Below are 20,038 nucleotides of genomic sequence, written 5' to 3'. Positions count from 1 at the left end.
CCATCAGCTACACCGAAAAATCTCAGACTGCCGCAAATCGCTTATCCAGATAATCAATGATCACCTTGGACTCATACATCCAGGTCGTCTGGCCATTTTCTTCGATACGCAGGCACGGCACTTTGATTTTGCCGCCTTGTTCCAGCAGGGTCTGGCGATCCTGTTCGTTGTTTTTCGCGTCACGCAGTGCCACCGGCACATTCAGGCGGCGCAGGGTGCGGCGGGTCTTCACGCAGAACGGGCAGGCGTGGAATTGATACAGGGTCAGATCCTTGGCGGCGGATTCGACCTGGGCCTGGGCAGCCGCAGGGCGCTGCTTCTTGCCTGGGCGGGTCAGGAAGTCGATAAAGATGATCAGTTGGCCAAGGCCGACTCGAAGCGCTTTTACGAACACGTTGAAAGCCTCACGGTGCAGATTGAGAAGGGGGCGCAGCTTACCTGATTTTTCGCGGGCGAAAAAAAACCGGCGATGAATGCCGGTTTTCTTCGTGACGCGAATTACTTGATCAGGCTGAGGAATTCGCTGCGGGTCGCGGCGTTCTCACGGAACTCACCGAGCATCACCGAGGTGATCATCGACGAATTCTGTTTCTCCACACCGCGCATCATCATGCACATGTGCTTGGCCTCGATCACCACGGCAACACCCAGGGCACCGGTCACCTGCTGGACTGCTTCGGCGATCTGGCGGCTGAGGTTTTCCTGGATCTGCAGGCGGCGGGCGTACATGTCGACGATGCGCGCAACCTTGGACAGGCCCAGCACCTTGCCGCTTGGAATGTACGCGACGTGGGCCTTGCCGATGAACGGCAGCAGGTGGTGTTCGCACAGCGAGTACAACTCGATGTCCTTGACCAGCACCATTTCGCTGTTGTCGGAGCTGAACAAGGCACCGTTGGTGACTTCTTCCAATGTCTGTTCATAGCCGCGGCAGAGGTACTGCATGGCTTTGGCTGCACGCTTTGGCGTGTCGAGCAGGCCCTCGCGGGAGACGTCCTCGCCCAGTTGGCCGAGAATCGCGGTGTAATTCTGTTCCAGGGACATGAAACTACCTGTGGGATTTTTTCGCAAAGGGCAAGGGTACGGTGGTGGACACGGCGCTGCAAGCGCGGCGCATCAGCTTTACTCGTCGCGTCCTTCCATCATGGTGCGTTTGAGCATCACATAAACCGCTCCGGCGCCGCCATGTCTGGCCTGGCACGAAGTGAAGCCAAGTACCTGCGGATGCTGGCGCAACCAGGTATTGACGTGGCTCTTGATCATCGGCCGTTTACCGTCCAGGCGCACCGCCTTGCCGTGGGTGACGCGCACGCAACGGATTTCGAATTTGGTTGCTTCAGCCAGGAACGCCCAGAGGGTTTCCCGGGCCTTCTCCACCGTCATACCGTGCAGGTCGAGGCTGCCTTCGAACGGAATCTGACCGATCTTGAGCTTGCGCATCTGGCTTTCCTGAACGCCATCGCGTGCCCACATCAATTCGTCTTCGGGGCCGACGTCGATGACGAACTGATCGGACAAGCCGTCAACGGTGGTGGCATCTGTGCGCACAGTGGCGGCCTGGCGCAGCTTGGCGATCTGCGCGCGGTCAGCCTTGGGTTTGCCGGTTTCGGCGCGATCGTGCTTGATGGGCTTGACGCCCTGGATCGCGCTTTTGAATAAGGAAAAATCGTCGTCTTGCATGTCAGCCTCCGCGAAGGGCGGCCAGTTTACCCAAGTCGAGACAATTGGGGCGCAACAAACTGCGTGGCGTTTGCACGCCATTGGTTGTGTCGTTTGCTTCAGTCGTGTTTTTTCATCAGGTGCGGAGACATGGCCAGTGCCCGCGACTGGCGCGAGCGGCGGCGGCAGCGGCGCCACAGCCATACGCCGATGTACAGCACGAACAGGCCCAGCGCCAGAATGACCCCAGCGCCTGCGCGGCTGGTATTCAGTTCACCTAGCGCCGGGACGTGACCGAACAGGCTGGCGGCGCCGGCCATGGCGAGCAGCACACCACAGGTCGCCAGCAGCGCCGCGAATGCCGCGCCGATTCGAAAACGCCAGTTGCTTTGGCCTTTGGGCCGCAAGCGGCGAGCGTCAAAACCATCGGATAACTTCATTCCGACCTTCCTCAATGGGTATCGGCCCTTCGACCGGAAGTTGACCGGGATGTTCCTGAGGCTAAGACAATTACAGCAAACGAGAGGCTTTAGCGGATGAGCGGCGATATTGGCCGCTCATCAAGATGCAAATCAGACCAATTCACCGGTCGTGGCGAGGGTGGCGAAGTTGTCTGCCATGATCGCCATTTCGGTCTGGTGAACGTGTTCGGCACTCAGGACGCCGCCCTTGTAAGGCAGATCGCGCGTGGCGCAGGCGTCCTCCACCAGGGTGCAACGGAAGCCCAGGTTCTTGGCCGCGCGTACTGTGGTGCTGACGCTGGAGTGGCTCATGAAGCCGCAGACGATCAAGTCCAGTGCGCCCAGGTCCTCCAGGAGTTTTGCCAGTTCGGTGCCGTGGAATGCGCTGGGCAGCAATTTGCCGATGACGGTTTCGTCACCCTGCGGCTCCACACCCGCAATGAACTCACCGCCTACGCCCTGTGGGTTGAACATCCCGCCCAGCGTGCCAAGGTGGCGGATGTGCACGATCGGCCGGCCGGCGGCGCGGGCAGCAGCGAGTAACTGTTTGATGTTCGCGACGGCAGCGTCCATGCCGGTCAGGGCCAGTGGCCCGCTGAGGTATTCCTTCTGGGCATCGATGATGACCAGCGTCGCTTGGCTCAGGTTGGCTGCTGCATAACCGCGGCCGCTGAGTTGAAACATCGTTTTTGGAACGGACATTCTGGGGCTCCTTGGAGTGGGGCTTTTGAGGCATTGTCCTCTGGCTGAACGATTCTGTGAATCGCTACGAACGTAGATGATGCGGTTTCTGCCAGGTAGCCTTGTCAATTGTTACGCATTGTTCAATAGCCGGCAGAATAATCGGATAGTTCCTACATTCATCCCAAAGCTTTTCCTGCGTCGTCGTGACGGCGTTTGACTGGTAGAATTGCCAGTCGATTTTTCTGGAGCTTGCCGTTGTGATCACTTCCCGCCTTCGTACCCTGCGCGACCATATCCGTTGGGCCGTCAGCCGCTTTCATGGGGAGGATCTGTTTTTTGGCCATGGCACCGACAATGCCTGGGACGAAGCCCGTCAACTGGTGTTGGGTGCGTTGCACTTGCCGTGGGAAATCGCCGACAGTTATCTCGACTGTACCCTTGAAGAAGATGAACTGGTACACCTGCAGCTTCTTCTCAAGCGCCGCATCGAAGAGCGGGTACCTACAGCTTACCTGCTGGGCGAAGCCTGGTTCTGTGGCATGTCGTTCATTGTCGACGAGCGTGTGCTGATCCCGCGATCGCCGATTGGCGAACTGATCGAAAAACGTTTCGAACCCTGGCTGGGTGCCGAGCCGGCGCGGATTCTCGACCTTTGCACCGGCTCCGGTTGCATCGGCATCGCCTGCGCCTACGAGTTCCAGAACGCAGAGGTGGTATTGGCGGACCTGTCTTTCGAAGCGCTGGAGGTCGCCAACCAGAACATCGAGCGTCATGGCGTCGATGAACGGGTGTTTACGGTACAAGGCGATGGTTTCGATGGCTTGCCCGGCCAGCGTTTCGATCTGATCGTGTCGAACCCGCCTTATGTCGATGCGGAAGATTTCGCCGACATGCCGGACGAATACCAGCACGAACCGGAGCTGGGCCTGGCCTGCGGTGATGACGGCTTGAACCTGGTGCGGCGCATGCTCGCCGAAGCTGCCGATCACCTGACCGAGAAGGGCTTGCTGATCGTTGAAGTGGGCAATAGCCAGGTTCATGTCGAGGCGTTGTACCCGCAAGTAGACTTCGCCTGGCTGGACTTCGAGCGAGGCGGGCATGGGGTGTTCATGCTGACCGCCGAGCAGTGTCGAAATCATCAGGCGCTGTTCGCTTCGCGCGTCTGACCCCTGTAGGAGCGAGCCTGCTCGCGATGGACGCAAGACCACCGCGTTTATCCAGATAACACGCGTAATCGTTAACGTCCATCGCGAGCAGGCTCGCTCCTGCAAAAGATCATCAGTGCGTGGCAATCCAGATCAGCAAGCCCGCCTGAAACACCGCAAACGCCACCAGGCAAGTGATGGTAAAGCGCAGCCCGGCGTCTTCACGCTTGTACTTGCTGACTTTCTCTTCGTGTTTCTTGAGTTTGACTTCCTGCTCGGCCAGATTCTGCTCGGCCTGCTGGAGCATCTGCGCCGCTTCGAGAATTTCCACGACCTGCAGTTTCTCCGTGTTCCAGTCACCTGTCAGGTCACCGACCTGCACGGCTTTGACGCTGCCCTTCAAATGCTGGGCATCGGCGTAGGCCACTTCGAAACCATGGGCTTGCAAAAAGTGATCGCGGCGCAAGCGCGTGTCTTCGTTCAGTGCGTCCTTGTTGTTCAGGTCGGCACCGTTGAAGGTATAGCCGGGCCAGCGCTTCTTCGCCCAGTTGATGCCCTGGGCGGTCAGGAAACGTCCGATACCCCGGTTCAGTGGCTCGACCTGCAGCCCGCTGTCAGGACCGAAATGCACGGTTTTTTCGCTGTGATCGACCCACACATCGAGATGATTCTGTTCCTTGCGCACGCGCTGGCCGGGCAGCGTGATGTTCATGCGCATCAGGCTGTGCTGCTTGTCATTGCGTTCGGCATAGCCAAATTCGACAAAACGCAAGGGGCGTCCACCGGTGTTGCGGTCGGTCTGCAACGGTGCCAGGCGGAGCATCTTGTGGTGCTCGACGTGGACGTCCGCCCAGGGCAGCTCGACCGCTGTCGGTGCGTCTTGTACAGCGCTGGTGTCGGGTGAAGTCTGGGTATCGGTCATAACGGCGAGATCCTGTCCAAGCTCTGCTCGTCGCCAGCCAGTGCGCTGGCGACAAAGGCTTATCGGCCGTTTTTTTCAGTACTGGAGGGTTGCCGGGCTTAACTGGTGCGAAGTCCGTCAATAAACCCGATGATTCGCGCGCCCAGTTCCGCTGCGAGGGGCAATTGTGGATCTTTATAAGAGGCCAACTGGCGCTTTACGTCATTGGGCACAATTCGCAATACATGGTTCATGCCTTCGATCAGCGCCAGTTCGGCGTCCGGTTTCGCGGCCTTGAGCAGGCGGGCGTCATTCACTCCGACTTGAATGTCATTGCTGCCCTGAATGATCAGGGCGGGCATTTTCAGGTTGGCGAACGCTGCGGCCGGATCCTGACGAAACAGTGAAATCAGGTACGGCTGTACGCTCGGGCGGAAAATCACCTGCAATTGCGGCGGCACGTTGTCGTCGGTTTTGCCGGCCTTGAGGCTGTCGAGCAATTCGTTGCTGCGCAGCATCAGCGGCGGTGGCAGGCGATTGCTCAGTTGCTGGCGCAATACCTCAGCGACCGGCCGGGCACTGCCAGACATGGAAATCACTGCGCCAGCATCGATATCGGGTGCCGCGAGACTGGCGATCAAGGCGCCCTCGCTGTGGCCGAGCACAATCAGTTTGTCGAATCTCGGATCAGCCTTGAGCTTGTGGCCCCAGGCCTGGGCGTCGGCCACATAGGCTTCCACGCTCAGGTTGCGTTCATCCGGCGTCGCTGCCAGGCTCGCCGCGACACCGCGTTTGTCATAGCGCACGCTGGCGATGTTGTGTTTGGCCAGCACCCAGGCCAGGCGCTTGAGGCTGTCGTTGCGCCCGCCGTCGGGGTTGTTGCCGTCGCGATCGGTCGGGCCGGAGCCGGAAATGATCAGGACAACCGGCACAGGCTTGTCGGATTTGGGTAGCAGCAATGAGCCGAAAAGCTCGCCGGTGCCGGTGTTGAGGGTGATCGGCCGCTGCAGGACAGTTGCCTGGGCGAAGCCGCTGATAAGGGTAAGGCTCAAGGCTAAAACTCGCAGCATCATCAGGCCATCATTCACAAAGATGCCCGTTGGACTCACAGGCACCCATAAGGTTCGAGGATGAACTACTTGGGTAGCCTGCGTATACTGGCGCGCATTACGTATTCAGGTTCATTTCACGGAGCGTCCTGCATGTCCGGCAATACCTACGGCAAGCTATTCACTGTCACCACCGCTGGCGAAAGCCATGGTCCGGCGTTGGTCGCCATTGTCGATGGCTGCCCGCCGGGGCTGGAGATATCCCTGGAGGATCTGCAGCGCGACCTCGACCGGCGCAAGCCCGGCACCAGCCGCCACACCACCCAGCGCCAGGAAGCCGACGAAGTTGAAATCCTTTCCGGCGTGTTCGAAGGTCGCACCACCGGCTGCGCCATCGGCCTGTTGATCCGCAATACCGACCAGAAGTCCAAGGACTATTCGGCGATCAAGGATCTGTTCCGTCCGGCCCATGCCGACTACACCTATCACCATAAATACGGCGAGCGCGATTATCGCGGCGGTGGCCGCAGTTCGGCCCGTGAAACCGCCATGCGTGTGGCTGCTGGCGCAATTGCAAAGAAGTATCTGGCCAGCCAGGGCATTGTCATTCGTGGCTACATGAGCCAGCTCGGCCCGATTGAAATCCCGTTCAAGACCTGGGATTCGGTCGAAGAGAATGCCTTCTTCAGCCCCGATCCGGACAAGGTGCCAGAGCTGGAAGCCTATATGGACCAGCTGCGCCGTGACCAGGATTCGGTCGGTGCGAAGATCACTGTGGTCGCCGAAGGCGTGATGCCTGGCCTTGGCGAGCCGATTTTCGATCGTCTGGATGCCGAGCTGGCCCATGCCCTGATGAGCATCAACGCAGTCAAGGGTGTGGAAATCGGCGCCGGTTTCGCCAGCGTCGCCCAGCGCGGCACCGAGCATCGCGATGAAATGACGCCCGAAGGTTTCCTCAGCAACAACGCCGGCGGCATCCTCGGTGGCATTTCTTCCGGTCAGCCGATCGTGGCGCATCTGGCGCTGAAACCAACGTCGAGCATCACCACGCCGGGCCGTTCCATCGACATTCACGGCAACCCGGTGGAAGTGATCACCAAGGGCCGTCACGACCCATGCGTCGGCATCCGCGCCACGCCGATCGCCGAAGCGATGATGGCGATTGTGCTGATGGACCACCTGCTGCGCCACCGCGGGCAGAACGCCGATGTGCGCGTGAGCACGCCGGTTCTGGGTCAGCTTTAATGGCTGACCTCTCAGCTGCTGCAGCCTGATGGCTGCGGCGGCGCTGCCGTACTGGCGGCTCTCCAGTTTCTATTTGTTCTATTTCGCCTTGCTCGGTTCTACGGCGCCGTTTCTGGCGTTGTATTTCGATCACCTGGGATTTTCCGCCGCGCGCATCGGCGAGTTGGTGGCGATCCCGATGCTGATGCGCTGCGTGGCGCCGAACATCTGGGGCTGGCTGGGCGACTACACCGGTCGGCGGTTGGCCATCGTGCGCTTTGGCGCAGTGTGCACCTTGCTGACCTTCTCGCTGATTTACGTCAGCAAGAGCTATGCCTGGCTGGCGATGGTCATGGCTTTGCATGCGTTCTTCTGGCACGCCGTGTTGCCGCAATTCGAAGTCATCACCCTGGCACATCTGCAAGGCCAGACCTCGCGCTACAGCCAGATTCGCCTGTGGGGTTCGATCGGCTTCATCATCACCGTGGTTGCCCTGGGCCGCCTGTTCGAACGGCTGAGCCTGGACATTTACCCGGCGGCGCTGGTGTTGATCATGGCCGGCATTGTGCTGAGCAGCCTGTGGGTGCCGAACGCCCAGCCCGCACCGGGCAACCGGGTGGCCGGCGAAGGATTTCTCAAGCAGCTGCGCAACCCCGGCGTGCTGGCGTTCTACGGCTGCGTGGCATTGATGCAGATGAGTCACGGGCCGTATTACACGTTTTTGACCTTGCACCTCGAGCGCCTGGGTTACAGCAGGGGCGTGATCGGCATGCTCTGGGCGGTCGGCGTGGTCGCCGAAGTCCTGATGTTCCTGGCCATGAGCCGGATCTTCGCGCGCTTCTCGCTGCGCCGGGTGCTGATGGCCAGCTTTGTGCTGGCGGCGGTACGTTGGCTATTGCTGGGTTCGCTCGCAGAATTTCTTTGGGTGCTGTTGTGTGTCCAGATCCTGCACGCGGCGACATTTGGCAGCTTTCACGCCGCTGCCATTGCCTTCGTGCAACGTAGCTTCGGTGCGCGCCAGCAAGGCCAGGGTCAGGCGTTGTATGCCGCCTTGGCCGGCACAGGCGGTGCGTTGGGCGCGTTATATTCCGGCTACAGCTGGAACGCCCTCGGGGCCGCATTGACCTTTAGTATTGCCAGTCTCGCAGCTGTCGCGGCTGCCGTTATCATTGCCACATGTATGCAAGAGGACAGGCCATGAGCCTTACCCGTGAACACCTCGCCCAGGAAATCATCGACGCCGGGCGTTTTCTGTATGGTCGCGGCTGGTCGCCGGCCACCAGTAGCAACTATTCCACCCGTTTGTCGCCGACCGAAGCCTTGCTGACCGTGTCCGGCAAGCACAAGGGCCAGCTCGGCAAGGACGATGTGCTGGCCACCGACCTTTCGGGCAACAGCCTGGAGCCGGGCAAAAAACCGTCCGCCGAAACCCTGTTGCACACCCAGTTGTACAGCTGGCGCCCGGAGATCGGCGCAGTGCTGCACACCCACTCGGTCAACGCCACGGTGCTGTCGCGCCTGACGCCGCAAGATTTCATCGAGTTCGAAGACTACGAGTTGCAAAAAGCGTTTAGCGGCGTGTCGACCCACGAATCGACGGTGCGGGTACCGATTTTTGACAACGATCAGGACATTGCGCGCCTCGCCGCCAAGGTGCAGCCTTGGCTTGAAGCCCATCCCGATTGCGTCGGCTATCTGATCCGCGGCCACGGCCTGTACACCTGGGGCGCGCGCATGAGTGATGCGCTGCGGCAGATCGAGGCCTTTGAATTTTTGTTCGAGTGCGAGCTGAAAACCCGCTCGCTCTCAAACCGTTAAGGAGTTGCCCTGATGAGCAGCCTGTCCGTTTATCACGTTTCGAGCCCTGAAATACCCAACAAGGTGCTGACCCATTACGAAGACATCGCCTCGACCCTGGCCGAGCAGGGCGTGCGCTTCGACCGCTGGCAAGCGGCGACGAAACTTCAGCCGGGGGCCACTCAGGAAGAAGTGATCGCAGCTTATCAAGAGCAGATCGACAAGCTGATGACCGAGCGCGGCTACATCACGGTCGACGTGATCAGCCTCAACAGCGATCACCCGCAAAAAGCCGAATTGCGCGCGAAGTTCCTTGAAGAGCACCGCCACGGTGAAGATGAAGTCCGGTTTTTCGTCGCCGGCCGTGGCTTGTTCACCCTGCACATCGAAGATTACGTTTACGCGGTTCTCTGCGAGAAGAACGATCTGATCTCGGTCCCGGCCGGGACCAGACACTGGTTCGACATGGGCGAGCACCCGCATTTCATCGCGATCCGGCTGTTCAACAACCCGGATGGCTGGGTCGCCAACTTCACCGGCGAAGACATCGCCGGGCGTTTCCCGCGTCTTGAGGACTGAACCGATGCCGATCAAAGCGATTCTCACCGACATTGAGGGCACCACCAGCGCGGTGAGTTTTGTCTTCGACGTGTTGTTCCCCTATGCCGCCAGCCACCTGCCGGATTTCATCCGCCAGAACGCCGAGCGTGCGGACGTGGCCGAGCAATTGGCGGCCGTGCGCCGCGATAGCAATGAACCGGACGCCGACGTCGAGCGGGTGATCGCGATCCTGCTGGGCTGGATTGCCCAAGACCGTAAGGCCACGCCACTCAAGGCGTTGCAAGGTATGGTCTGGGAGCAGGGTTATCAGGCCGGGCAGTTGAAAGGGCATGTGTACCCGGATGCAGTGGATGCGCTCAAGCGCTGGCACCAGGACGGCTATCAGCTGTTCGTGTATTCCTCGGGCTCGATCCAGGCCCAGCGCCTGATTTTCGGTTGCTCGGAGGCGGGCGATCTGACGCCGCTGTTCAGCGGTTATTTCGACACCACTTCCGGGCCCAAGCGCGAGGCACAGTCCTACGCCAACATTATCCAGGCGATCAAGGTCGAAGCGGGGCAGATTCTGTTCCTGTCGGATATCGTCGAGGAGCTGGATGCGGCGCGTTTGGCAGGCATGGCCACCTGCGGCCTGGCCCGCGAGGGCGGTGAGCTGGCGGGGCATGTAACCGTGGACAGCTTTGCCCGGATCGATCCTGCGGCGATCTAATCCCCCCGTAGGAGCGAACCTTTGTGGCGAGGGGGCTTGCCCCCGTTGGGTCGCGAAGCGGCCCCAGAAAATGGGACTGCTGCGCAGTCCAACGGGGGCAAGCCCCCTCGCCACAAAGGTTCGCTCCCACAGAGGGCATGCGACAGATTCCGGGTTTACAGCGAGTGATAAGTCGGCAGGGCAAACCGTTGCTGGCTTTGCAGCATGGAGATTTGCGGCAACTCGCTGGCCTGTTCGGCAAGGTCGCGGCGAATTGCGCTGATAACCCACGTCAGTTGGTCACCATTGTGCAATTGCTGGTAGGAAATCGAGCGTTTGAAGGTCCTGCCTTCGGCACTGAGCGTCAGCAGAATCCCGCCGTCAGGTCGAGCCTGGGTGGTGACTTTGAAGTTGGAGAACAAGGACGAAAATTTTTCTTGAATCAGGCTCATGTCTATCAGCTCCGTGAGTACTTGAATGGCAAGCATGCACAGAGGGTTGCAGTGATTGTGCCAGTATCGACTCCTATAAAAATGCTAATAAAATCAGATACTTACAAATAGAGAAGTTTTTTGATTTCGTGCAATCTGCATGAATGGCCATCGTGCATCCTGCATTTTGCGGGGTCGTTCGGCGTTTTGATGGAACCTTTCGCCAGGCAGGGTTTACCAATCGACAGGTAGCTGCTGCGGATACAAAACATTTCAAAAACCGCGTGTACAGCTCAAGAACCGTTGACGTATTTTCGAGGCAAGTCATCGCCGCCCGACAATAAGAAGACCAACGGGAGCAACATGAGTCGCACGTCGCACGACACCATCACCTGGGGCATGATGCTGCGCAAGCTGCCAGCCATCGCCAAAGCCATTCCCCGAGTGGTGAGGGGCATGAAGGTCGCCAACGTCAAGGATCCCGCCCAACCCTGTGGGTTGGGCTGGAGTTTCGAGCAGGCCGTTTTGCGTAACCCCGAGGGGCCGGCACTGTTGCAGGACGATGTGATACTCAGCTATGGCGAGGTCAATCAATGGGCCAATCGCATCGCCCATCACTTGATCAGCCAAGGCATCGCCAAGGGCGACGTGGTGGCGGTATTCATCGAAAACCGCCCGGAGCTGTTGGTGACTATCCTGGCTGTGGCCAAGGTCGGCGCGATCAGTGCGTTGCTCAACACCTCGCAAACCCGTGACACCCTGGTACACAGCCTCAACCTGGTGGCGCCGGTGGCGATCGTCGTCGGAGAGGAGTTGGCCCCGGCGTTTCTCGCGGTGCGCGAGCGCGTATCGATCGAGTCGTCGCGCACCTGGTTTGTCGCCGATCTGGACACCTCCCGCCAGCCAGGCATTGCTCCGGACGGCTTCGTCAATCTGATGTCCGCCAGCATCGACCAATCCAGCGACAATCCGGTCAGCAGCCAGCAGATCTTCTTCGACGACCCCTGCTTCTATATCTACACCTCCGGTACCACCGGATTGCCCAAGGCCGGCGTGTTCAAGCACGGCCGCTGGATGCGCAGCTCGGCAAGCTTTGGCATGATCGCCCTGGATATGCGCGCCGACGATGTCGTCTATTGCCCCTTGCCGCTATATCACGCCACCGGCCTGTGCGTCTGCTGGGGGGCGGCCGTCAGCGGTGCGGCCGGGTTCGCCATCCGTCGCAAGTTCAGCGCCAGCCGGTTCTGGGGCGACGTGCGCAAATATCGGGCAACTACCATCGGTTACGTTGGCGAGTTATGTCGTTATCTGGTGGATCAACCGCCCAGCGCCGAAGACAGCCGTCATGGTGTGAAGAAAATGGTCGGCAACGGTCTGCGTCCCGGCGCCTGGAACGAGTTCAAGACCCGTTTTGCGGTGAACCATATCTGCGAGTTGTACGCCGCCAGTGACGGCAACATCGGTTTTACCAACATTCTGAATTTCGACAACACCATCGGCTTTTCCCTGATGTCATGGGAACTGGTCGCGTATGACCATGACAGTGGTGAGCCGCTTCGCGACGCCAAGGGTTTGCTGCGCAAGGTTGCCAAGGGCGAGCAAGGCTTGTTGCTGGCGAAAATCTACGAAAAGGCCCCCCTGGACGGTTACACCGACCCTGAGAAAACCGCCAGGGTCGTGCTTCACGATGTGTTCGAAAAGGGCGACCGCTATTTCAATACCGGCGACCTGCTACGCAACATCGGCTTCGGTCATGCGCAATTCGTCGATCGCCTGGGTGACACTTATCGCTGGAAGGGGGAGAACGTTTCGACCACCGAGGTTGAGAACATCCTCTTGCAGCACCCGCATATTTGCGAGGCCGTGGCCTATGGCGTGGAAATTCGCAACACCAATGGCCGCGCCGGGATGGCCGCCATCACGCCCGCCGAGTCCCTGGCGACCCTGGATTTCAGCGAGCTGCTGGCCTTCGCCCGGCAACAGATGCCGGCCTATGCCGTGCCGTTGTTCCTGCGGGTGAAAGTGAAGATGGACACCACCGGGACCTTCAAGTACCAGAAAACCCGGCTCAAGGACGAGGCGTTCGATCCGGACAGGACCGGCGATGACCCGATCTACGCCTGGTTGCCGGGCACTCATACTTACGTTCAGGTGACCGGGCAGTTGCTGGCGGACATTCACAGCGGCAAATACCGATATTGAACATGGCTATGACCGCCCAAGAGAAAAAACAAGTGACAGTGCCCGGGCCACTCGGGAAACTGTCGGCTTTGCGAATGACAGAACGTGGAGTGTCCAATGTCAGATAAAAGCCGCCAGATGACCCCCGAGGAAGCTGCCGAATTTGCCGAACAGGTATTCAACAAGGCGCGCGAGGGCGATGCGGCCATGATGGCAGCGCTGCTGTCCAAGGGGCTGCCGCCGAACCTGCGCAACCACAAGGGCGACACTTTGCTGATGCTGGCCGCGTATCACGGTCATGTGGAAACGGTGAAAGTCCTGCTCGAGCACAAGGCCGACCCGGAAATCCGTAACGACAATGGCCAGAGCCCGATCGCCGGCGCCGCTTTCAAGGGCGACCTGGCAGTGATCAAGGCCTTGGTCGAAGGTGGGGCGCAGGTAGAAGGTTCGTCTTTCGACGGCCGCACGGCGCTGATGATGGCGGCGATGTTCAACCGCGTCGAAGTGGTCGACTACCTGATCAGCAAAGGTGCCGATGCCCAGGCCAAGGATGCCAATGGCATTACCGCCCTGGATGCGGCCAGGACCATGGGCGCTGTCGATACCGTGGCGCAGCTTGAGAAGTTGGCTGGCTGAAGCAGCGTCCTGTCGGGAGAGGGTGTGCCTGTGGTGAGGGGGCTTGCCACAGGTCATGCCAGCCTCAGCACACAGCCCACGAATGCGCTATCCTTCGCGCCCTCAAAATGACCTCTCCACAGGATTCGCCCCATGAAAGCCGCACTCGTCGAACTCATCAGCAAAATCAGCTCCGGGTGCATGGGCGATGACGAAATTCTCAAGGTCGCCGACGAAGCCGCCCAGGCGTACGCCGACGCCGACGCATTTCTGGCCGCCAACCCGGACATCAACTACGACGACAGCTTCCCGATCCCGCTGGGTGAATGGGTCGTGGTCGGCAGCCTGCCGGAGACCGTGCTGTTTCAGGCCGATACCTACACGGACCTGTTCGCGCAGATCGTTGCCTCGTTCGGCCCGGGCGTCGATTTCAATCTCAAGCCCAAGCAACTGGCCAAGACTGAAGCCCTGACTGCTCTCAATCGCATTCAGGTGCAGATGAGCAGCCTGAACAAGGAAAACGGCGGTTACACGCTGATGAACTTCAGTCATCTGCTCGATGACGAGTTGCAGGTGGTGCTGGTCTTCGGCAACGACGTGCCACGGGTGCTGGAACTCTGTGCCCAGGTCGGTATCGCGACAGCACCCTCCCTGGAAGCCCTGAAAGTGGCGATCCACGTCTGAAAGCAAAATGCTGGCAATAAAACGGAACCCTGGCGATGACCGTCTATCCTAAGAGGGATTTCCACTCTTAGGGGCGACACCATGGGTTCCACGTTCAACAGTCTGGTTGCATTGATCATTTTCGTCCTGGATATCTGGGCGATCATCAACGTGTTCAAAAGTAGTGCCGGGACCGGGGCCAAAGTCCTCTGGGTACTGTTGATCGCGCTGCTGCCGGTGCTGGGGCTGATCATCTGGGCCATTGCCGGGCCGCGCGGGAATGTGCGGGTCTAGACAAGCGACACTGAACCTGTGGGAGCGTGGCAAGCCCGCGATGGGATCACAGGTGTACCTGACAGACCATGGCGCCTGTATCGCGGGCAAGCCACGCTCCTACAGGGGATTGTGGCAAGCCGGACAACTGAGGTTCGACCTGTCATGTCCGGCGACGTAGAATGCGCGCCTTTCCCGGCCAATCGATCCGATCGACTGGCCATCATGGGCGGGTAACCGTCCGTTGCCTCCCGCATTCATCGGAGCACTTCCCATGAGCAACATCCCTGCCAGCGACTACCTGGAAACCCTCTACGAAGGCTACGGCCAGCGTTTTCGCATGGAAAAACTGCTGCACGAAGTGCGCACCGAACACCAGCACCTGGTGATTTTCGAAAACCCGCGCATGGGCCGGGTGATGGCGCTGGACGGCGTTATCCAGACCACCGAGGCCGATGAGTTCATCTACCACGAGATGCTGACCCACGTTCCAATCCTCGCCCATGGCGCAGCCAAGCGCGTGCTGATCATCGGTGGCGGTGACGGCGGCATGTTGCGTGAAGTGGCCAAGCACGGCGGCGTCGAGCACATCACCATGGTCGAGATCGACGGCACCGTGGTCGATATGTGCAAGGAGTTCTTGCCGAACCACTCCAATGGCGCGTTCGATGATCCACGCCTGAACCTGGTGATCGACGACGGCATGCGCTTCGTCGCCACCACCACTGAAAAATTCGACGTGATCATTTCCGACTCCACCGACCCGATCGGCCCGGGCGAAGTACTGTTCTCGGAAAACTTTTACCAGGCCTGCCATCGCTGCCTGAACGAAGGCGGCATCCTGGTGACCCAGAACGGCACGCCGTTCATGCAGATCGAGGAAGTAAAAACCACCGCCGGTCGCCTGCACAGCCTGTTCCCGGACTGGCACTTCTACCAGGCTGCCGTGCCGACCTACATTGGCGGCTCGATGACCTTTGCCTGGGGTGCGACCGATACCGCTTATCGCAAGCTGTCCCGTGAAACCCTGCAGCAGCGCTTCATCGGCAGCGGTATCGTCACCCGCTACTACAATCCGGAGATCCACATCGGCGCCTTCGCCTTGCCGCAATACGTATTGCAGGCCGTGAACAAGCCAAGTAACGACTGAAGTCATGCGTGACCCTTGTGGGAGCGGGCTTGCTCGCGAAGGCGGTGTGTCAGTCGATAGATAGGTCGATTGACACACCGCCTTCGCGAGCAAGCCCGCTCCCACATTGATTTTATCCTCAGTTCAATTGATCCAGCGGAACGTTTAGCCACCTATCAAGGTCGAGATTCATGTAAGCCCACCCATGGGTTTTATCTAGGAGGCTGCGATGCAAAAGTGGAAAATCACTTTCGTGGATGATCACGGTGAAACTGTCGACGAAGTCTTTGAGTGCGACGAGTGCCCGGATAATGAGCTCGCTGCCAAACTCATCAAGGCCCGGCTCCTTCCTGTTGCCGCCGAACTGGATCTGAACGATCTGGAAGGGCGAACCGCTGACGCCAGCGTCAAAAGTCTCAAGTCCCAGAACAGCATTCAAATCCTCGGAATCACTCCCGTCTGATTCAACTCTTGCGACATTCACGCCCAGACCTTGGCAGACGCTCTAACTTGAGGCTACTCTGCAAGCGAGATCAGCGAATGAATCGCTAAGGTCTGGTCTTGTAGCTCCATGCTTGTTTCCCGCCGGCACATCGGTTGCCGTCGCTCGCACCGTTCGGTTGCGGGCGCAGGGAGTACGGAAAGTCTATCCATCATTTGAGGAGGACGTTTCATGAGCACAGCCTATCAAGAAGACATCAGCAGCAGCGTGCTGCGCCGCATGAAAGAAGGCGGTTTTGACTTTTCCCGGTTCCATCCCATCGAGTTCTACGCCATTTTCCCGGACGAGGAGCGGGCACGCAGGGCGGCAGGGCATTACCGTGGTGAATCGCTGAATGCACAGATCAGTGTGCGTGATGACGGCGCCTGGGCGCTGGAGTTGAGCAAAGTCATGTATGCCACCTACGACGACATCGGCGATTTCGAGCAGGGGTTCGAAGCTGTGGTCGAGCCACTGGGCGGCATCATCGAAGGCTGGGGAGTGAAACAGGAGGTACGAGGGCGACTCGCATAAGCTTATGAACAGTAGCAGGCATCAGTAACGGCTGACCTTTTGGGTTGGCCGTTTTCGTTTATGAGCAAAAGATCGCAGCCTTGGGCAGGGCGATCAACTCTGACTATGCTGGAAACAGGCGACTACAGTGCCTTGCATTGGAGCGCAGCCAATGGGGTTGGGGCGTTTGCCGCACAGCAATGGTGCGGTGCTTTCGCGTTGATTATCCAACCGATTGAAATCAAAGCGATTCTGCCGATGGCACGGGCCTTGCGAAGGTCTGGATGTCCGGGTGACAAGGAGTACGGCATGAACCGCACTTATTTTGATGAAATGTACGATGCCGGCGGCCAGGTCCGCCCGCACTATCGGGAGTTTGCCCGTTGGCTTGCCGAGACGCCTGACGAGCTACTGGCCCAACGGCGACGCGAGGCCGATCTGCTGTTTCATCGCGCCGGGATAACCTTCACGCTCTACGGGGATGAGCAGGGCACAGAGCGCCTCATACCCTTCGATACCATCCCCCGCAGCATCCCTGCCAGCGAATGGCGTATCGTCGAGCGCGGCTGCATCCAGCGGGTCAAGGCGCTGAACATGTTCCTCGCCGACCTCTACCACGAGCAGCGCATCATCAAGGCCGGCATCATTCCGGCCGAGCAGGTGCTGGCCAACGAGCAATACCAGTTGGCAATGCAAGGGCTGGATCTGCACCGCGATATCTATTCGCACATCTCCGGCGTCGATCTGGTGCGCGATGGCGACGGCACGTATTACGTGCTCGAAGACAATCTGCGTACACCGAGTGGCGTCAGCTACATGCTCGAAGACCGCAAGATGATGATGCGCCTGTTCCCCGAGCTGTTCGCCGCGCAACGCATCGCGCCCATCGATCACTATCCGAACCTGTTGCTCGACACCCTGAAAAGTTCCAGCCCGATCGACAACCCGAGCGTGGTGGTGCTGACTCCCGGGCGCTTTAACAGTGCGTTCTTCGAGCATGCGTTCCTCGCCCGGGAAATGGGCGTGGAGCTGGTGGAGGGCGCGGATCTGTTCGTGCGTGACGACAAAGTGTTCATGCGCACCACCGACGGGCCGAAAGCCGTCGACGTGATTTACCGCCGCCTCGACGATGCGTTCCTCGATCCGCTGGCGTTCAATCCGGACTCGATGCTGGGTGTGCCGGGGCTGCTGTCGTCTTACCGATCCGGCAATGTCGTATTGGCGAATGCCATCGGCACCGGTGTGGCGGACGACAAGTCGGTGTATCCGTTCGTTACCGACATGATCCGTTTTTACCTGGATGAAGAACCGATCCTGAAGAACGTGCCGACCTGGCAGTGTCGCAATCCTTCTGAACTGTCCCATGTGCTGGCCAATCTGCCGGAACTGGTGGTCAAGGAAACCCAGGGCTCCGGTGGTTACGGAATGCTGGTGGGGCCGGCGGCGACGGCGGCGGAAATCGAAGCCTTCCGCGCGCGCATCATCGCCAAGCCCCATGCCTATATCGCGCAACCGACGTTGTCGCTGTCGACCTGTCCGACCTTTGTCGAAAGCGGCATTGCGCCGCGCCACATCGACCTGCGTCCGTTCGTTTTGTCCGGCCGCGAAACCCGGGTCGTACCCGGCGGCCTGACCCGTGTCGCCCTGCGCGAAGGTTCCCTGGTGGTGAACTCCTCCCAGGGCGGCGGAACCAAGGACACCTGGGTGGTCGAGGATTGAAGGAAGCCTGTCATGTTAAGTAGAACTGCTTCGGATCTGTATTGGATGTCACGTTACCTGGAGCGGGCGGAAAACCTCGCACGGATGCTCGACATCAGTTATTCGCTGTCGCTGATGCCACAGGATGGCCGTGGCGACGGGCTGCACGAACTGGCCATGCCGCTGTTGATTACCGGCACCCTGGACGATTACATCGAGCGTCACGGTGATTTGCACGCCGAGCGGCTGCTGCATTTCTTCGCCCTTGATGCGGCCAACCCGGCGAGCATTTACAGCTGCCTCGGCGCAGCGCGGGCCAGTGCCCATGCGGTGCGCGGGCGCATCACCGCCGACATGTGGGAGAACATCAACGCCACCTGGCTGGAGATTCGCGGGATCGCCGAGCAGGGCTTGAGTCGCTACGGCATGAGCCGTTTCTGCGAGTGGATCAAGGAACGTTCCCACCTGTTTCGGGGCGCGTCCTACGGCACCATCATGCGTAATGACGCATTCCGCTTCATTCGTCTGGGTACGTTTATCGAACGGGCCGACAACACCTTGCGCCTGCTCGATGCCCGCTACGAAATGGCCGGCGATCAGGCTGAAGCGGTCAGCGACGGCACCGCTCACGCCTATTACCAGTGGAGTGCCTTGTTGCGGGCGTTGTCGTCGTTCGAGGCCTACACCGAAATCTACCGCGACGCTCCCGGCGCCCGACAGGTTGCCGAGTTGCTGTTGCTGCGGGCCGACGTGCCGCGTTCGTTGCGCGCCTGCACCGAAGAAATCGACCAGATCCTCGCCCAGCTGCCTGGAGCCAACGGCCGTCCGGCGCAACGCCTGGCCGCGGAGATCGACGCGCGCCTGCGCTACACCGGCATCCACGAAATTCTCGAAGAAGGCCTGCACGCCTGGCTGACCGAGTTCATCCCGCTGGTTCGCCAGTTGGGCAATGCCATACACAGTTCTTACCTGGAGGCGGCATGAGACTTTCCATTAGCCACGAGACCACCTATCAATACGAAGACAAGGTGCGGGCGAGCATCCAGTACCTGCGACTGACCCCTCACGACAGCGAGCGCCAGCACGTGCTCAGTTGGCAGCTCGACCTGCCGCGCCCGGTGCGCGCGCAACTCGATCCGTTCGGCAACATCCTGCATGTACTGACCATGGACGAACCCCATGAGGCCATCATCATTGGCGCCCGGGGCCAGGTGGACATTGATGAGCTGCGGGAGGCCGAGCACGAAAGCCAGTCGGCATTGCCGTTTTTGCGTTTCACCCGGCTGACAGAAGCCGACCAGGCCCTGCGCGCTTTCGCGCAAAAACAATGCAAGCAACGCCGAGATCGCACGGCGCTGATCGACTTGATGCATGGCCTGAATCAGTACATGACCTATACACCCGGCTCCACTGAAGTCGACACCAGCGCCGCCCAGGCTTTTGCCGGCCGTAGCGGCGTGTGCCAGGACCACACCCACGCGTTCCTCGCCTGCACCCGCAGCCTGGGCATCCCGGCGCGTTATGTGTCGGGGTATCTGTACAGTGAAAGCAGTGAGCACCTGGCCAGTCATGCCTGGGCCGAAGCCTGGCTGGATGACGCCTGGTACAGCTTCGATGTGACCAACGAACTGGCGCGTCCGGAACGGCACCTGAAACTGGCGGTGGGCCTGGATTACCTGGATGCCTGCCCGGTGCGCGGCATGCGCCGGGGTGGTGGAAGCGAACAGATGCACGCCAAGGTACTGGTATCGCCGACGCCGGTGGCACCGGTTGTTTCGGTGCAACAGCAGTAAGCGCACAACGACATCCGCGTCACCAAGGAACCTGTGGGAGCGGGCTTGCTCGCGAAAGCGGTGATCCAGTCGGCATCTTTGTTGGCTGATACACC

At 59.8% G+C, this 20,038-nt stretch carries 23 protein-coding genes and 1 pseudogene; 16 read left to right on the top strand and 8 right to left on the bottom strand.

Annotated elements, in window-relative coordinates; genetic code table 11:
* Window positions 1-22 precede the first annotated feature (22 nt).
* From KW839_RS18265 to KW839_RS18245, 5 genes are all read right to left on the bottom strand, one after another.
* Window positions 23-394: a glutathione S-transferase N-terminal domain-containing protein gene (locus KW839_RS18265; RefSeq protein ID WP_218425110.1), complete on the bottom strand. Its 372-nt coding sequence runs from the start codon at window positions 392-394 to the stop codon at window positions 23-25.
* A gap of 104 nt (window positions 395-498) precedes the next feature.
* On the bottom strand, window positions 499-1,044 hold the full coding sequence (gene folE / locus KW839_RS18260; RefSeq protein WP_060541549.1) for a GTP cyclohydrolase I FolE: 546 nt from the start codon (window positions 1,042-1,044) through the stop codon (window positions 499-501).
* 78 nt (window positions 1,045-1,122) lie between these two features.
* Entirely contained in the window at window positions 1,123-1,680 is a 558-nt protein-coding gene (locus KW839_RS18255) for a Smr/MutS family protein (protein ID WP_060541550.1), read from the bottom strand.
* Window positions 1,681-1,778: 98 nt separating this feature from the next.
* Window positions 1,779-2,099, bottom strand: coding sequence for a hypothetical protein (locus tag KW839_RS18250; RefSeq protein ID WP_060541551.1), 321 nt, complete (start codon window positions 2,097-2,099; stop codon window positions 1,779-1,781).
* Window positions 2,100-2,231: 132 nt separating this feature from the next.
* Window positions 2,232-2,822 (bottom strand): cysteine hydrolase family protein, encoded by a 591-nt coding sequence (locus KW839_RS18245; protein ID WP_060541552.1) that lies wholly within the window; start codon window positions 2,820-2,822, stop codon window positions 2,232-2,234.
* 239 nt (window positions 2,823-3,061) lie between these two features.
* On the opposite strand from KW839_RS18245, the gene prmB reads away from it, so the two are divergent.
* The gene (gene prmB, locus KW839_RS18240; RefSeq protein WP_218425109.1) at window positions 3,062-3,970 is read left to right on the top strand and encodes a 50S ribosomal protein L3 N(5)-glutamine methyltransferase; all 909 of its coding nucleotides are present in this window, start codon (window positions 3,062-3,064) and stop codon (window positions 3,968-3,970) included.
* Window positions 3,971-4,082: 112 nt separating this feature from the next.
* Here the strand turns inward: prmB and KW839_RS18235 are convergent, their stop codons facing one another.
* Both KW839_RS18235 and KW839_RS18230 read right to left on the bottom strand, forming a co-directional pair.
* Window positions 4,083-4,871: a hypothetical protein gene (locus tag KW839_RS18235; RefSeq protein ID WP_218425108.1), complete on the bottom strand. Its 789-nt coding sequence runs from the start codon at window positions 4,869-4,871 to the stop codon at window positions 4,083-4,085.
* A 98-nt stretch (window positions 4,872-4,969) separates the two neighbouring features.
* Window positions 4,970-5,969, bottom strand: a pseudogene (locus KW839_RS18230) (alpha/beta hydrolase).
* An 83-nt stretch (window positions 5,970-6,052) separates the two neighbouring features.
* Between KW839_RS18230 and aroC the strand changes: the two are divergent.
* Genes aroC through mtnC form a run of 5 tightly spaced genes read left to right on the top strand, consistent with a single transcriptional unit; the run spans window position 6,053 to window position 10,187 of the window.
* On the top strand, window positions 6,053-7,144 hold the full coding sequence (gene aroC, locus KW839_RS18225; protein ID WP_095059105.1) for a chorismate synthase: 1,092 nt from the start codon (window positions 6,053-6,055) through the stop codon (window positions 7,142-7,144).
* A gap of 28 nt (window positions 7,145-7,172) precedes the next feature.
* A complete protein-coding gene (locus tag KW839_RS18220; protein WP_218425106.1) occupies window positions 7,173-8,324 on the top strand; it encodes an MFS transporter in 1,152 nt (383 codons plus the stop codon).
* Window positions 8,321-8,941, top strand: a complete 621-nt coding sequence (locus KW839_RS18215) for a methylthioribulose 1-phosphate dehydratase (RefSeq protein ID WP_060541558.1) — start codon at window positions 8,321-8,323, stop codon at window positions 8,939-8,941. Before KW839_RS18220 ends, KW839_RS18215 begins: the two co-directional genes overlap by 4 nt.
* Window positions 8,942-8,953: 12 nt before the next feature.
* Window positions 8,954-9,499, top strand: a complete 546-nt coding sequence (locus KW839_RS18210) for an acireductone dioxygenase (RefSeq protein ID WP_218425105.1) — start codon at window positions 8,954-8,956, stop codon at window positions 9,497-9,499.
* A gap of 4 nt (window positions 9,500-9,503) precedes the next feature.
* Window positions 9,504-10,187 carry an acireductone synthase gene (mtnC, locus tag KW839_RS18205; RefSeq protein WP_060541560.1) on the top strand — a complete coding sequence of 228 codons (684 nt, stop codon included), beginning with the start codon at window positions 9,504-9,506 and terminating at the stop codon, window positions 10,185-10,187.
* 155 nt (window positions 10,188-10,342) lie between these two features.
* Here mtnC and KW839_RS18200 read toward each other — a convergent pair whose 3' ends face one another.
* Entirely contained in the window at window positions 10,343-10,618 is a 276-nt protein-coding gene (locus KW839_RS18200) for a DUF3509 domain-containing protein (protein ID WP_060541561.1), read from the bottom strand.
* 342 nt (window positions 10,619-10,960) lie between these two features.
* On the opposite strand from KW839_RS18200, the gene KW839_RS18195 reads away from it, so the two are divergent.
* The 10 genes from KW839_RS18195 to KW839_RS18150 all read left to right on the top strand — a co-directional run bounded on the left by KW839_RS18195 (window position 10,961) and on the right by KW839_RS18150 (window position 19,943).
* The gene (locus KW839_RS18195) at window positions 10,961-12,799 is read left to right on the top strand and encodes a long-chain-acyl-CoA synthetase (RefSeq protein ID WP_218425104.1); all 1,839 of its coding nucleotides are present in this window, start codon (window positions 10,961-10,963) and stop codon (window positions 12,797-12,799) included.
* A 96-nt stretch (window positions 12,800-12,895) separates the two neighbouring features.
* Entirely contained in the window at window positions 12,896-13,414 is a 519-nt protein-coding gene (locus KW839_RS18190) for an ankyrin repeat domain-containing protein (protein WP_218425103.1), read from the top strand.
* A 132-nt stretch (window positions 13,415-13,546) separates the two neighbouring features.
* The gene (locus KW839_RS18185) at window positions 13,547-14,077 is read left to right on the top strand and encodes a hypothetical protein (protein ID WP_218425102.1); all 531 of its coding nucleotides are present in this window, start codon (window positions 13,547-13,549) and stop codon (window positions 14,075-14,077) included.
* Window positions 14,078-14,158: 81 nt separating this feature from the next.
* Window positions 14,159-14,350 carry a PLDc N-terminal domain-containing protein gene (locus KW839_RS18180; RefSeq protein ID WP_060541565.1) on the top strand — a complete coding sequence of 64 codons (192 nt, stop codon included), beginning with the start codon at window positions 14,159-14,161 and terminating at the stop codon, window positions 14,348-14,350.
* Window positions 14,351-14,603: 253 nt separating this feature from the next.
* Window positions 14,604-15,479, top strand: coding sequence for a polyamine aminopropyltransferase (gene speE, locus KW839_RS18175; RefSeq protein ID WP_218425101.1), 876 nt, complete (start codon window positions 14,604-14,606; stop codon window positions 15,477-15,479).
* 208 nt (window positions 15,480-15,687) lie between these two features.
* Window positions 15,688-15,921 carry a hypothetical protein gene (locus tag KW839_RS18170; RefSeq protein WP_060541567.1) on the top strand — a complete coding sequence of 78 codons (234 nt, stop codon included), beginning with the start codon at window positions 15,688-15,690 and terminating at the stop codon, window positions 15,919-15,921.
* A 210-nt stretch (window positions 15,922-16,131) separates the two neighbouring features.
* Window positions 16,132-16,473, top strand: coding sequence for a ribonuclease E inhibitor RraB (locus KW839_RS18165; protein ID WP_060541568.1), 342 nt, complete (start codon window positions 16,132-16,134; stop codon window positions 16,471-16,473).
* 288 nt (window positions 16,474-16,761) lie between these two features.
* Entirely contained in the window at window positions 16,762-18,171 is a 1,410-nt protein-coding gene (locus KW839_RS18160; RefSeq protein WP_060541569.1) for a circularly permuted type 2 ATP-grasp protein, read from the top strand.
* Window positions 18,172-18,183: 12 nt separating this feature from the next.
* Complete coding sequence (locus tag KW839_RS18155; protein ID WP_060541570.1) at window positions 18,184-19,134, top strand: alpha-E domain-containing protein; 951 nt, start codon at window positions 18,184-18,186, stop codon at window positions 19,132-19,134.
* On the top strand, window positions 19,131-19,943 hold the full coding sequence (locus KW839_RS18150) for a transglutaminase family protein (RefSeq protein ID WP_060541571.1): 813 nt from the start codon (window positions 19,131-19,133) through the stop codon (window positions 19,941-19,943). The genes KW839_RS18155 and KW839_RS18150 overlap by 4 nt, the downstream gene beginning before the upstream one ends.
* Window positions 19,944-20,038 lie beyond the last annotated feature (95 nt).

It is taken from the genome of Pseudomonas sp. PDM31, from assembly GCF_019218965.1.
Taxonomy (GTDB): domain Bacteria; phylum Pseudomonadota; class Gammaproteobacteria; order Pseudomonadales; family Pseudomonadaceae; genus Aquipseudomonas.
This window is presented reverse-complemented; position numbering and strand designations above follow the sequence as displayed.